Raw genomic sequence first — 13591 nt, 5'->3', positions numbered from 1 at the left:
CAGCGCCGGCGCGCCTCTTTCTCCGATGAGCACGCGCGGCCGTCACTTTTTTCAGCGGCTCACGAAAGACGGGCGAAGCGTCGCCTCGGCTTTTACCCAGCCCTTGCCGGTCCGGCTGCTGATCGCCACGCTCGCGGTGGCGATTGCGACAGCGCTGCGCCTCGCGATTCAGCCGATCCTCGGAGAGGCCGTTCCCTATGCAACCTATTACTTGGCGGTAGAAGCCTCGGCTTTGCTGGGCGGATGGATTGTCGGCCTTCTCGCAATGCTCGCGAGCGCATTCCTGGCCCATCTCTTGTTCGCGCCCATCGCTTCCGATCGCGCGCAAATGGGACTCGCGCTTTTCCTGGCGAGCTGCGCGTCCCTTTGCCTCCTCACCGGGATTTTTCGCTGCGTATTCAAAGATAAGGGGAGCGCGCTTGCCGCTGTTGCGCCGCTCGCGTGGCAGACGGAGCCCCGGCCGCGTGCGGGGGCGATCGACGCGGCGCAAGACGGCGTTCTGATAATGGATGGCGAAGGCCGTATCCTTTCGGCGAACCGCGCGGGCGCAGCGATGTTCGCCTATCCCGCAGATGAGATAATCGGCGCGACGGCGCAGACCCTCTTCGATTTGCCCGCTGGCCTCAAATCTCCTTTGATTGGACGCGCCCCTGGCCTTAACATGACAGAGCGAACCGCAATCAAAGGCCGACGCAAGAACGGCGCGCGTTTTCCAGCCGAGTTCACGCTCGAAGAAATGGATTTCGACGGCAACAGGCTTTTTGTCGCCATTGTAACGGACGTGACGGATCGCAGAAACATGGAGCGAGAGGTCGACGCGCAGCACGCCAGCCGCCTGGACGCCATCGGCGCTCTCGCGGCGGCGCTCGCGCATGAGATCAACCAGCCGCTCGCCGCAAGCGCCACCTATATGCGCGTCGCGCGGCGTCTTCTGCAAAAATCGGAGCTAGATTGCAGCAATGTTCTAGCTGTTCTCGACAAGGCGACGGCGCAGACGCTGCGGGCCGGGCGTATCGTTTTGAATTTGAAAGACCTCGTGCGTCGCGAGGAACCGGATAAGACATTGCTGAGCATGCACGCGCTTATCTCCGCGGCGCGCGAGGCGTTCCTGTCGGACGGCGCGCCAGCCGGATTCGTCATCGACCTCTCCTGCGCCGCCAGAAACGACCGGATTTTGGCCGATCGGGCGCAGCTCGGGCAGGTGTTCGCCAGCTTGATGCACAACGCCAATGAAGCGATGCAACTGAACGAAATTGCTCAACTCCTGATTGCGACGAGCAATCCAGATGATAAGACCATTCGTGTGGATGTCGCCGACAGAGGTTGCGGGCTGCCGGACTCCTCAGAAGAAGGCTGTTTCGATTTGTTTACGACGACCAAAGTGAGGGGAATGGGCGTGGGGCTGTCTATTTCGAAATCGATCATCGAGGCCCACGATGGGCGCATATGGGCGATGCCGAACGCCGGCGGCGGAGCCGTCTTCAGCTTCACATTGCCTTTGCAAGACTCGGGTCTCGATTCATGAATAGTCACAAGGTCGTTCACGTCATCGACGACGACGCCGCCGTGCGCGACGCCGTCGGGCTTCTGCTGAGCACGGAAGGCTATAAGGTCCACGCCTATCCTTCTGCGCCGGCCTTTCTCAAGACGGCCGCCGCCCAGGGCGAGGGCTGTGTGGTCACCGACGTTCGCATGCCGGAGATGAATGGCATCGAGCTTATCGCCAAGATGAAGGAAGAGAAGATTTCGATTCCGGTCATCGTCCTGACCGCACATGCGGATGTGCCCTTGGCGGTCGAGGCGATGAAGCTCGGAGCCGTGGATCTCCTCGAAAAGCCTTTCGAGGATGAAGCCCTGCTCGCCGCCGTCGACGCCGCGCTGGAACGCCGTAACGCCGAGGAATCGCGCTCGCGCGAGTCGATCGCCATCAAGAACCGGCTCGCGACCCTCACCCGGCGCGAAAACGAAATTCTGGCCGGTCTGCTGAAAGGTCTCTCGAACAAGGTAATCGCCCATGATCTCGGCATCAGCATCCGCACCGCCGAGGTCCACCGCGCCAATATCATGGCCAAGATGCGCGCCGGCAATCTAGCGGAGCTCGTCAAGATGGCGCTCGCAGCCGAACCGCCTAAGGCCGACTCCGAATAAGCAAGGCTCGCTTTCCCTCCGCTCGTCAGTCAGCGCGTCACCCCCCGGAACATTCACTCTCGCTTTCCGGTTCCTTCTCCGCCCCCGCCGGCGCGCAAGCGCGGCCAAGCTGGAGGAGCGCGAGATGAATGTCAGCTCCGAACGCAGCAAATCGATCTGGGAAGGCGTTGGCGCGACCGCCGCGCGCTTGCAGGGCGAGATAAAAGCCGAAGTGGCGGTGGTCGGCTCCGGCATCGCGGGCATGTCGGTCGCTTATGAGCTTGCCAAAGCGGGCAAAAACGTCGCCGTGATCGATCGCGGCTCCATCGGCGGCGGCATGACGGCGCGAACCACGGCGCATCTTTCGTCCTATAGCGACGATGGCTTCCGCGAGCTTATCGACACGCGCGGCCTCGAGGCCGCCAAGGGCTGGCAGGAAAGCCAGGCCGCCGCGATTTCCCGGATCGAAGCGATCCAGGCCGAACTCGGCGCGGCCTGCGACTTCCGTCGCCTGGACGCCTTCCTGTTTCTCGCGCCTGAAACCGACCCGGGCGTCATCGACTCGGAGCTTGTGGCGAGCGCACAGGTCGGCATGATCGCGCTGCGGCAAGAGGGCGTTCCTTTCACTGGCCTGGAAGCGACCCCAGCGCTGCGCTTTCCCGACCAGGCGACCTTTCACCCGACGAAATATCTCGCGGCGCTCGCGGGAGCCATCTCTCGAAGCGGGGGCCGCTTCTATTCCGAGAGCCCGGTTTCCTCGGTGGAGGAAGATGAAAATGGCGTCGTCCTGACGACGCTCGACGGGCCCCGCGTCCTGGCCGATGCCGCGATCGTCGCCACCAATGCGCCGATCAACGACCGATTGGCGATCAGCGCCAAACAGGCGCCGTATCGCACCTATGTCGTCGCTTTCGAAATTCCCCGCGCCAGCCTGCCGGACGCGCTCTACTGGGACACGCTCGATCCCTATCATTATGTAAGGCTTCAACCGGGCGACGGCGCATTCGACATTCTCATCGTCGGCGGAGAAGACCATAAGACCGGCGAGAGCAATGACGGGGACGCGCGCATCCGGTCGCTGACAACCTGGACGCGGGGCCTTGTTCCCCAGCTCGGCCGCGAGAAGGCGCGTTGGTCGGGGCAGGTTATGGAGCCGATGGATTACATGGGCTTCATCGGCCGCTCGCCGGGGGCCAAGCGCGTCTATGTTGCGACGGGCGACTCCGGCCAGGGCATGACCCATGGCGCCGTCGCGGGCCTATTGATCTCCGATCTCATCCTGCGCGGCGAAAGCACCTGGCAGAGCGTCTATGATCCCTCGCGCAAGCCGATGAAAGCGGCCGGAGAGTTCATCAAAGAAAATGTGTCGGCGGCCAAGCATTTCGTTGACTATCTGAAAGGCGGCGAAGTCGCTTCGACCCAGGAGATCGCGCCGGGCCATGGCGCGATCGTGCGGAACGGCCTTGAAAAGGTCGCCGCTTATCGCGAAGCGGACGGAACGCTTTACCTGCGCTCGGCCTCCTGCACGCATGTGGGTTGCCATGTCCATTGGAACGACTTCGAAAAATGTTGGGACTGCCCCTGCCACGGCTCTCAATTCGCGCCGGATGGCGAAGCGCTCAACGCGCCGGCTTTCTCGCCGTTGCGCAAAATCGAGAGCTGACGCCGGAGCGCCCGATGGCCCAGGACCCAACGGCGCTCATATTGATGTATTTCATCGTTCCGATTTGGTTTCTCGCCGGCGTGGCCGATTGGATGTGTCACAGAGCGACGCATATCGAAACGACATCCGGTCCAAAAGAGTCGCTCCTGCATCTCCTCATGTTCGCGGAACTCGGCCTGCCCTTGCTGGCGGCGATCTTTCTCGATGTGAACGCGCTGGTGATCGCTTTCATGATCGCCATGTTTCTTCTGCATGAGGCGACCGCCTTCTGGGATGTCTCCTACGCTGTCTCGACGCGGCGCGTGACGCCTGTCGAGCAGCATGTGCACAGCTTTTTGGAGATGATCCCGCTCATGGCGCTGCTTCTCATCATCGCGCGCCACTGGCCGCAATTTCTCGCCCTTTTCGGCGCTGGAGAAGAAGCGCCCAGAACCGCGCTGGCGTGGAAGTCCGAACCGCTGCCACAAGGCTATGTCGCCGCCGTTCTTTCCGGCGCGGCCCTGCTGGGCCTCCTGCCCTATCTCGAAGAACTATGGCGTGGGCTCGCGGCGCGCCGTCACGCGCCGCGCAAGGCGTTCTGACGCGAGGATCACGCTCTCCCCGACTGCCCGAGATCCGCGCCCGTCGTGGGATCGGCCATGGGGTTCGACATGGTCCGAGCCGCAAAGCTCGACAAATCGCTGCGTTCGGAACTCGTCAGGCCGACGCTCGCATCGCCCTCGCCGCCATCGACAGGAATGGCGCCGATAACATCGTCCATGCGCCGCCACTGCTCGCCCGAGTTCCACGGGCCCATCGTATCGCCCTCGCCTTGCGAAGTGTTGACGTAAAGGTCGGCGTATTCGGGAATGCCCTGCAGCTTGCCGGGCGGGAAATTTCCTTCGATCGAGTAAAGCGCCTTCTCGAAAGATTTCTGATGCGCAATCTCGCGCGTCATCAAAAAGCCGAGCGCTTCCTTGACGCCCGCGTCGTCAGTGACGTTGATCAAGCGCTCGTAGACAATCTTGGCGCGCGCCTCCGCCGCAATATTGGAGCGCAGATCGCAGGCGGGATCGCCGACCGTGTCGATATAGGCGGCGGTCCATGGGACGCCCGAGGAATTGGTCAGGCCCGGTCCGCCGCCGTAAAGAATCGCCTGCGTATGACTGTCGCCGCCCTGGGTCAGCGAGCGATAGAGATCCGCCTCCGATTGCGTCGCCTCCGCCAGCTCGCCTTTCATGCCCTTGTTCAACATGGCGACGATGCTGCCGATAACTTCGAGATGGCTCAGCTCTTCCGTGGCGATGTCGAGCAGCATGTCCTTACGGCCGGGATCGTCCTCGGCGAGCGCCTGCGTGAAATAGCGCATGGCCGCCGCAAGCTCGCCCTGCGGGCCGCCGAACTGCTCGAGAATAAGGCTCGCCAACACAGGATTCGGCTCCGAGACGCGAACCGTATACTGGAGCTTTTTATTGTGCGTGAACATGGCCGTCTCCTGTCGCGGGCGCTCCCGGCGAAACGCTTGTCGGCCAACCCGGTTCCCAATTCGGAGCGCGTGCGATTAGTGCGTCATTCCCGACGCTCGCGCCGTTTGAACACACAGGAAATGACTGCCGCCATTGCGAGGAGGCGGAGCCGACGAAGCAATCCAGGGCCGCATCGCCGCCCTGGATTGCTTCGCTTCGCTCGCAATGACGGGCTCTGAGTAAAACCCTGCGGCTTTTCATTCCCAATGCAAGCCATTCAAACGGAAATCGTATTACTCCGCCGCCACAGCGCTCGCCAGCGCACGGTTTTTCGGCGGCGCAACCTCGGCGCAGATGCGACGGAAAGAGGCGAGCGCCTGTCCGACAACCTGGTCCATATTGTAATAGCGGTAGGTCGCAAGCCGTCCGACGAACCAGACGTCCTTCTGCGCCAGCGCGAGTTTCTCGTATCTCTTATAGAGCTCCATATTCTCCGCACGCGGCACGGGATAATAGGGATCGCCGCTATCGCACGGATACTCGAAGGTCACGCTCGTCTTCTCGTGGCGTTGTCCGGTCAGATGCTTATATTCGGTAACGCGCGTGTAAGCCTCCGTCTGCGGATAATTCACGACGGCGACGGGCTGGAGCCACGGCCGATCGAGCGTCATATGTTTGAACTGTAACGACCGGTAGGGCAGCTTGCCGAAACGGAATTCAAAAAACTCGTCGATCGGGCCCGTGTAGATGAGACGCCGATAATCGACTTCGTTGCGTATTTCCTCGAAATCCGTCTGCAGCATGATCTTGATGTTCGGATGATCGAGCATGCGCTCGAACATGCGCGTATAACCGTCCGTGGGCATATATTGATGGGTATCGGTGAAATAGCGGTCGTCCCTGTTGACGCGGGTCGGCACGCGCGCCGTCACGGATTTATCGAGCTGCGACGGCTCGACGCCCCATTGCTTCTTCGTGTAACCCTTGAAGAATTTCTCATAGAGTTCTCGTCCCACAGTGGCGACGACGACATCTTCGGAGCTTTTGATTTCTTCTCTCTTCTCGGCGCGCGCCGCAAACCATGCGGCGAGGCCCTCGGAGTCGAGCGAAAGGCCAAAAAGCTTGTTGACCGTGTCGAGATTGATGGGGATCGGCAAAAGCATCCCATCGACCTTCGCCAGCACACGGTGCTCATAGGGACGCCACCGCGTGAACTTCGAAAGATAGCTGAAGATCGCTTCGGAATTGGTATGAAAAATATGCGGTCCATATTGATGGATGAGCACGCCGGCTTCATCATGCCGGTCATAGGCGTTTCCGCCGATATGCGCCCTTTTGTCGATGAGAAGAACCCGCTCTCCGCGTTGAGACGCAATGCGCTCCGCAAGAACGCTTCCGGCGAAGCCCGCGCCGACGATCAGCCAGTCAAACACGACGCGCCTCCATGCCTCTGTGCGAGATCGAATTCAGATGCCCCGCCATCCCCGCCCATGTGCTGTCCCACGACATGCCGGAAAGATGCGCGTCGACCATTCTCAGCCAGGGCCCCTTCGGTCTGCGCAGCAGATATTCGGCGCGTTCGACAAATTGTTCGGCCGTTCTTGCGATCTCCACGAGCCCCGCCTTTCCATAAGGCTCGACGACGTCGGCGATCGGCGTCGACACCAATGGGACGCCAGCGGCAAGAAACTCGGGCGTCTTTGTGGGGCTGATGAAACGCGTCGCCTCATTCAGCGCGAAAGGCATAAAACCAACGTCCCATCCCGCGAGGTAACGCGGCAGCGACTCATAGCTCTTGCACCCGAGCCAATGGATGTTCGGCGCAATTGGAAGCCGCGATGGATCGATCTTCGCGGTCGGGCCCACCATCACCAATTGCCACTGCGGGCGAAGCGCGGCGACGCCGGCGACGATGTCGAGATCCATCCGCTCGTCGATGACGCCGAAAAATCCCATGCGCGGATGCGGAATGAGCGCCTGATCCTCGGGCGCGTCGCGCATGGTCCGCGCCACACGAAAATGCGCGACGTCGACGCTGCTGGGATAGACGTGGATATTTGGATGCCGATTGCGTTTGGCCTCGTAAAGCGAACGGCCGCCGACATAGACGACGTCGCATTTCTCCAGCAAGCGGCGCTCCCAATCGGCAATATCACCCGGCGCGCCCGCAAAGGCGGAGAGTTCATCCATATTGTCGTAGACGCAGCCATCGGGCTCGAGCTCATGCGTGAAGCGGAGCGCCATGGGCGTGTAATACCAGGCAATCAATCGCTTTGGCTGAATCCGCGACAAGAGCCGCGCCAAAAGCGCTTTCAATGTTTCGTTGGTCTCTGGCTCGTTCAGCCCTTTCGGCACGAGCGGCGTGACAACCGAGACGTTGCACGCTTCATCCGTCTCTATGCGCAAGACAGGCGGCCCGTCGAAAAACTCGGGCTCCTCGAAATACCAGGTTTGGAACTCTTTCGCCGCGCGGCTCATGAGATGTTGAGGACGTTGAAAAACAAAACGCCAACGCAAATGTGAAAAGCATAAAAGATGGGATGAAGCGCTCGTCTCATGTACCGCACGCGCCATTGGTGACTCCTTGTCCGCGTAGCTCCCGCTCGCATCGTCTTTGCACGGGCGTTGCTCTGCCGCCCTTGTCGAAACAGCTCGGAAACGCTTTTGTTCCAAGGGGCCGCATAGCCGGCAGCCAGCGCAGCGCCCGTACGGGGCGCATCTCGACCTTCAATGCCGCGTGCGAAAGTATCGCAGATCGCCCGTCGTGATGACGTGATCGTCAGGGAGAAGTTCGTGCGGCTCTATATCGCGCGCCGCCTGCAGGCGATCATAAAACGCGCCGAAATCCTGGTAGCATTGGTCGAGAAGCTGCTCGAAGCTGTCGATGACGAAATAGATCTGCTGATAATCGCTGATGACATATTTCGTTCGCATGATGCGAAAGAGATCGAAAGCGATCCGATTGGGTGACGTGTCTTCGAGCGAGAAAACGGTTTCGCCCGGCGACGACAATATGCCGGCGCCGAAAATGCGCAGCCCATCGCTGGAGCGGATCAAGCCGAACTCCACCGTATACCAGTAGAGTCGCGCCAGATTGTGCAATTGGCCTCTGCGCAGCGCGCGCTGGCCGCCCTTGCCATAGGCTTCGAGAAAACGCGCATAGACAGGATCGGCCAGCAGCGGGACATGGCCGAAGACATCGTGAAACACGTCTGGCTCGGAAAGATAATCGAGCGCGCGCTCCGAACGGATGAAGGCGCCGGCGGGAAAGCGGCGATTGGCGAGACAATCGAAAAAGACGTCGTCGGGGATAAGTCCCGCGACGGGCGCGATGCGCCAGCCCGTCAGACGGGATAGTCGATCGCTCACTTTCGAGAAATCGGGAATGCAATGGCGCGGGAGCTTCAGCGTCTCTTTGGCTTCGAGAAAGGCGTCGCAGGCGCGGCCCGGCAGAAGCTTTTCCTGCCGCGCGACGAGACGGCTCCAGCGGTCGTGTTCGTCCTGCGTATAGGAGCGCCAGTTCTGCGCAATCGTCCAGCCGCCGTTTCGCGGCGTCTCGGCGGCGCGATTGTGTGACTGTGACGCTTCGGCCATGGAAGACCTCGCCATCCCCCCACGCTTCTATCTATGTCGGAGGCTGACGGCGTGTAGCGGCGCGGCAAGGGCGCTCCGGGGCGCGCGAAGAATCAAAAAATCCAAAAAATGAGAGGGCGCGGACGAAACGCCCGCGCCGATCGATCAGTGCTTGCGCTTCTTGCCGCCCGACGGAGGCGTGGTCTCGGACGCCGGCGAAGCAAGGCCCAACTCGGTGCGGCAGGCTGGGCTGATGCTGGCCGCGCTGGCCCGCAGGCATTTCTCGATCGCGACGGCGTCCGGCACCTGGGCCTGGCAGAAACGGTAAGCGTCGTCCTCGCAGGCGGCGCGCTGGGAGGCGGTGCCCTCAGCCAGGGCCGGCGCCGCCACGGTGATCGCCAGCAAAGCCGAAAGCCGGATAAAAATGCGCATTCACACGTCCCTTCTCGATTGATTTGGATTTCCTGCGGTGCTCAGCGCAGGCTGAGCGGATCATACTCGACTGGAAGCCTTGGCGAAACCGCCCTGACCGCGGTCGCCGCCCGGTGAGGGCCGAAAAACGCCCATCGGGCCAAAAAAAGAGCCGCTGGTCGGCCAGCGGCCCAAGTTCAGGGAGGAAATGCCCAAGGAGAGCACGCGACGATTGCACGCGTGAGCTATGGCAAAACTGTGTTCGACGGGGGCCGAAGCTCCAAAAAAGCTGTGCTGTTGCAGCTTTACCACAACCGGTCAGCGGGGCTTGCTGCCCTCGAATGTGCGTAGCTCGGCCGTGGAGGGCGCCTTGATGCTGGCGTTGAGCTTGCGCAGCATTGTGAGGCACAGTTCCTTCACCGCGTCGTCCTGCACCGTGTCGGTCAAACGCGCGACATGGTAGAAGGCCATCGCCCGCTGGGAAACGAGATCCTCGTAGCTGAAGGGGTCGGACAGGCCGTCCATATCGTCATGGGTGTTGTCAGTCATAGAGCCCTTCCGATCGTTTCGCCTGCATATTGGGATGGGAGACGATAAATTAAAGGGGACCGGCGGCAAGCGCCGCTTGGCGCAAAATCCGCAAAAATCGACAGGCTTTTTGCAAGCATGCGCTCCAGCTTCTGCGCGCGCTCGATTTCCTACCGAGGCGACGAGTCCATCCGGGAGGAAAACCCGCCCGGCGTGGTTAAGGCCCCATAGGTGGCCTGACGCGCCTCCTGATGTGGACTGAGCGCATAAAGAACATATGACGAGAGCGAGACCGCCGTCGCCGCGACAATGACTCCGAGAAGGCGCTGCCTGGCCCGCAACGAGGTTCGCGCCGCCGGACCGGCGAGGGCGAACAGACCGACAAGGCCGATGAAAGCGCTGAGCAAAGCGGTGAGATAAAGCGTCTCGACGGCGACGACCATTGCTTCCTCCGCCGGATCACGCGCCGGGCCGGCGAAAGACGCCCGGCGCCCATTGGCTCCTAACGCGCGCTTGCGAAAGAAGGTCCGGGGCTTACGAATCACCGCCGCCGGGCGGCGTCTTCCGGCGGCGGCCGTTCCGCCGTCCCCCTGTCGGCTGGCAAAAGCGCATTCAGGAAGCTGGCGTAAAAATCGTGCGCCTTGATCGCCTGATCGAAGAAGCTCCGATACGGGAACAGAGACAGCTCCGGCGCCGCCAATCTCGCCTTCTCATCGAGCCGGCCGCGCAGCGAGGTCCAGAGCCGGCGCATCTCCCGGGCGGCGACGCCGCTCGGGTTGAGTTCCCCGACCCCGAGGCCGAGGCGGATGGCGTCCTGATAATCGACGCGGGTGGAGACGAGCGGCGCCAGCAGCGCCCCGAGCTGCTGCAAAGCCTGCGCGCCGCGCTCGACGCGAACGCCCTGCTGGGCGGGCGGACATTGGTTGAGAAGGAAAGCGTAATCCTTGCCGCACGACCGCACCTTGGCCAGGGTCGCTTCGCTCGCCCATATGTCGAGCGTGTTGGGCCGCGCCGGGATCACGCAAAGATCCGCGGCCCGTATCGCCTCTTCGCAGGCGGCCGGATCCGCCCCCGGCGTGTCGATCACCGCCAGCGTCACGCCCTTGCTTGCCAGCGCCGCCAAGGCGGGCGCGAGCTTGCCCGGCGGGATATGTTCGACCGGAACGTCGACCGCCTTGCGCGCCTTCGACCATTTGACCAGCAACTGCAGCGGATCGAGATCGCAGACGAAGACGCGCTCGCCCGCAAGATGGCCGGCGACGGCGACATTGCTCGCGAGCGTGCTTTTCCCGGAGCCGCCCTTCTGGGCGACGAATGCGACGATATGCATGCCCCCGCCTGGTTCAGGGTTGAAACGCCGGGAACTGACGCGCGACGCTTGGCGCCGCCAGAAGCTGTAAATTGGCGGCCGCCCGCTTCCGTGCCGAGGGAAGCATCGGGAAAGATACAACCGGCGATGGCGTTGCTGAAAGAAAATTTGCCGCCTCACGCGATAAAAAGAGGCCCTGACGCTCGTTAAGGCTCGATAAACCCTCCCTCGTCAGAATCACCGCAGGCTTGACACGATCTGCGCCGCTTTCGGCAGGCTGGGCGTTGCTGGGGTCCGAGGGGTTTTATGAGCGGTCTGGTCGCGATCTCCGGGGAACGTGCATATGGCCCCGACGTCTCCATCGTGATGCCCTGCCTCGACGAAGCCAAGTCGCTTCCAGCCTGCATCGCCAACGCCCGCGCGGCGCTGGAGCGCATGCGCGCCGACCTCGGGCTCTCCGGCGAGATCGTCGTCGCGGATAATGGCAGCACGGATGGCAGCCAGTTGATCGCGCGGGCGCTGGGCGCGCGCGTGGTGGACGTCCAACGCCGCGGCTATGGCGCGGCGTTGATCGGCGGGATGCAGGCGGCGAGCGGAAGCTATCTCGTGATGGGCGACGCGGATGGCTCTTATGATTTCACCGAATCGGTCGCCATGGTGCGCACCCTCGCGCGCGGCGCCGACCTGTGCATGGGCTCGCGCTTCAAGGGCGGCATCGAAGCCGGGGCCATGCCCTGGAAAAATCGCTACATCGGCAATCCCGTCCTCACCTTCATCCTGAACCTGTTCTTCGGCGCGAGCGTGAGCGACGCGCATTGCGGCTTGCGCGCCTTGACGAAAGAATGTTTCGAGCGGCTCGCTCTCGGCGGCGCGGGCATGGAGTTCGCCAGCGAGATGATCATCAAGGCCGCGCTCAAGCGCCAGAAGATCGTTGAAACGCCGGTGATCCTGCGGCGGGATCTGCGCGAGCGCGCGCCCCATCTGCGTCCCTGGCGGGACGGTTGGCGGCACCTTCGCTATCTGCTGATGCTGAGTCCCGCATGGGTCTTTGCAGCGCCCGCGGCCTTCGCCGCGGCGCTCTCGCTCGTCATCCTCGGCGTCGCCGGCTCGAGCGCGCTGCTGGGATCGCCTAAGGAATCGCCTTTCGGCAATTACTGGATCATCCTGGCCGGCGCGCTTCTTGGCCTCTCCCATGTCGCCGTGCTTCTCGCGACCGCGAGCCATCTCTACGGCCGCCGGCAGGGCTATCGCCGGCCCGCCCTCTGGGAGGCGCGCCTCGCCAGATGGGCGACGCTCGAAGCCATGCTCGTTTCGGGCGCGGGCGCCATGCTCGTTGGCCTGGCGATCCTGCTCGGCGTGCTGAGCTATTGGTCGGGGCATCACTTTGTCGCGATTGGCAATGTGTTACCCGCGGTCCTCGGAACGACGCTGATCGTCCTAGGCGCGCAAAATGCTTTGGGCGGGTTCCTGCTCGCAATCATCAACGGCAACGAAGCCAGATTCGTCGATCTTTCGCCGCCCAGGCGGCGGCAGGAACGAACGGGTCAGGAGTCGACCCGCCAGAGGCGCTTCGATCGCGCCACAGGCTGAACCGCGCGCCTTTGTCCTAGTCACTGCTCCCACCGGTTCAACGACCAAAGCCTGCTTACGGAAAACGCCCGATGACCTGCAAAGACCTTCTCTCCGAGTTTATTGCGGCGTACCCGGCGCAGCCAGCCACTGCCTATTGGCGGGCGATCGAAATCGGCGCGTTGATACGACATGGCCTGCCGCAAGGGCTGGGGCTCGATCTGGGATGCGGCGATGGCATATTGACCCGCATTCTCTTATCGCACACGGGCTCCCGCAAATTAGTCGGAATCGATCCGGATCCCTTGGAAGCCGGCGCCGCTCGAAAGTTCTCTTTCTACGATCGCGTCCATGTCACGCAAGGAGACGCCATCCCGGAGGAAGAAAAGAGTTTCGATTTCATTCTATCAAACTCGGTGCTCGAACATATCCCTCAGCTCGACTCCACGCTTTGCGAGGCGTCCCGCGTGCTCAAGCGTTGCGGGCAGTTCCTGTTTACGGTCCCTGGGCCGAGGTTTCGGGAGAACCTTGCCGGCCCGCTCAGTCCCGGCGTTTCCCGTGAGACCTATCTGAAGACGCTCGACCAGCGCCTCGCGCATCTGAATTACCTCGATCACGAAGGCTGGCGCGAAGTCCTCTCGCGGCACGGACTCCAGCTAGATAATGCTCTCGGCTATCTGGATCGGGATCAGACCTGCCGCTGGGAGACCCTGTCTCGCATGACTGGCGGCTTATTCTATTCCATCTTCGGCGGACGTAAGCAGCCCATCGAGATTCAACGAACTCTGGGAATGCGAGACTTTCAGAACCGAGCAAAATTGCCTGATTTTCTCGCCAGGGCAATGGCGCGCGCTGTCAGTTTCGGGGTTCCCGTAGGCGACAATGACAGTCTTTGGCTCGCCCCCGAGAGCGCGTCATGCCTGCTGTTGGTCGGCCACAAGCCTTGAAGCCCAACGATGCGCCTGC

The 13591-nt window shown here is 62.1% G+C and carries 14 protein-coding genes; 6 read left to right on the top strand and 8 right to left on the bottom strand.

Annotation, left to right across the window (positions count from 1 at the left end; translation table 11 throughout):
* Positions 1 to 25 precede the first annotated feature (25 nt).
* The 4 genes from QNA11_RS17565 to QNA11_RS17550 all read left to right on the top strand — a co-directional run bounded on the left by QNA11_RS17565 (position 26) and on the right by QNA11_RS17550 (position 4371).
* Positions 26 to 1525, top strand: coding sequence for an ATP-binding protein (locus QNA11_RS17565; protein ID WP_283484004.1), 1500 nt, complete (start codon positions 26 to 28; stop codon positions 1523 to 1525).
* On the top strand, positions 1522 to 2148 hold the full coding sequence (fixJ, locus tag QNA11_RS17560; RefSeq protein WP_202072115.1) for a response regulator FixJ: 627 nt from the start codon (positions 1522 to 1524) through the stop codon (positions 2146 to 2148). Before QNA11_RS17565 ends, fixJ begins: the two co-directional genes overlap by 4 nt.
* Before the next feature lie 124 nt (positions 2149 to 2272).
* Positions 2273 to 3790, top strand: a complete 1518-nt coding sequence (locus QNA11_RS17555; RefSeq protein ID WP_283484003.1) for an FAD-dependent oxidoreductase — start codon at positions 2273 to 2275, stop codon at positions 3788 to 3790.
* 14 nt (positions 3791 to 3804) lie between these two features.
* Complete coding sequence (locus tag QNA11_RS17550) at positions 3805 to 4371, top strand: diguanylate cyclase (protein ID WP_283484002.1); 567 nt, start codon at positions 3805 to 3807, stop codon at positions 4369 to 4371.
* Between the two features lie 8 nt (positions 4372 to 4379).
* Here QNA11_RS17550 and QNA11_RS17545 read toward each other — a convergent pair whose 3' ends face one another.
* The 8 genes from QNA11_RS17545 to QNA11_RS17510 all read right to left on the bottom strand — a co-directional run bounded on the left by QNA11_RS17545 (position 4380) and on the right by QNA11_RS17510 (position 11077).
* Entirely contained in the window at positions 4380 to 5255 is an 876-nt protein-coding gene (locus QNA11_RS17545) for a manganese catalase family protein (RefSeq protein WP_283484001.1), read from the bottom strand.
* A gap of 273 nt (positions 5256 to 5528) precedes the next feature.
* A complete protein-coding gene (gene glf, locus QNA11_RS17540) occupies positions 5529 to 6668 on the bottom strand; it encodes a UDP-galactopyranose mutase (protein ID WP_283484000.1) in 1140 nt (379 codons plus the stop codon).
* The gene (locus tag QNA11_RS17535; RefSeq protein ID WP_283483999.1) at positions 6661 to 7713 is read right to left on the bottom strand and encodes a glycosyltransferase; all 1053 of its coding nucleotides are present in this window, start codon (positions 7711 to 7713) and stop codon (positions 6661 to 6663) included. Before QNA11_RS17535 ends, glf begins: the two co-directional genes overlap by 8 nt.
* Before the next feature lie 249 nt (positions 7714 to 7962).
* Entirely contained in the window at positions 7963 to 8829 is an 867-nt protein-coding gene (phhA, locus tag QNA11_RS17530; protein WP_283483998.1) for a phenylalanine 4-monooxygenase, read from the bottom strand.
* A 144-nt stretch (positions 8830 to 8973) separates the two neighbouring features.
* Positions 8974 to 9240 (bottom strand): hypothetical protein, encoded by a 267-nt coding sequence (locus tag QNA11_RS17525; RefSeq protein WP_202072108.1) that lies wholly within the window; start codon positions 9238 to 9240, stop codon positions 8974 to 8976.
* A gap of 297 nt (positions 9241 to 9537) precedes the next feature.
* Positions 9538 to 9768: a hypothetical protein gene (locus QNA11_RS17520; protein WP_202072107.1), complete on the bottom strand. Its 231-nt coding sequence runs from the start codon at positions 9766 to 9768 to the stop codon at positions 9538 to 9540.
* A 149-nt stretch (positions 9769 to 9917) separates the two neighbouring features.
* Entirely contained in the window at positions 9918 to 10190 is a 273-nt protein-coding gene (locus QNA11_RS17515; protein ID WP_283483997.1) for a hypothetical protein, read from the bottom strand.
* Positions 10191 to 10288: 98 nt separating this feature from the next.
* On the bottom strand, positions 10289 to 11077 hold the full coding sequence (locus QNA11_RS17510; protein ID WP_283483996.1) for a division plane positioning ATPase MipZ: 789 nt from the start codon (positions 11075 to 11077) through the stop codon (positions 10289 to 10291).
* A 285-nt stretch (positions 11078 to 11362) separates the two neighbouring features.
* On the opposite strand from QNA11_RS17510, the gene QNA11_RS17505 reads away from it, so the two are divergent.
* Together QNA11_RS17505 and QNA11_RS17500 are read left to right on the top strand one after the other, a co-directional pair.
* Positions 11363 to 12646 (top strand): glycosyltransferase family 2 protein, encoded by a 1284-nt coding sequence (locus QNA11_RS17505; protein ID WP_283483995.1) that lies wholly within the window; start codon positions 11363 to 11365, stop codon positions 12644 to 12646.
* A 71-nt stretch (positions 12647 to 12717) separates the two neighbouring features.
* Entirely contained in the window at positions 12718 to 13572 is an 855-nt protein-coding gene (locus tag QNA11_RS17500) for a class I SAM-dependent methyltransferase (protein ID WP_283483994.1), read from the top strand.
* Positions 13573 to 13591 lie beyond the last annotated feature (19 nt).

It is taken from the genome of Methylocystis sp. JR02 (genome assembly GCF_030063565.1).
Classification (GTDB): domain Bacteria; phylum Pseudomonadota; class Alphaproteobacteria; order Rhizobiales; family Beijerinckiaceae; genus Methylocystis; species Methylocystis iwaonis.
The sequence above is the reverse complement of the archived record's forward strand: the minus strand, read 5'-3'. Positions and strand labels throughout refer to the sequence as shown.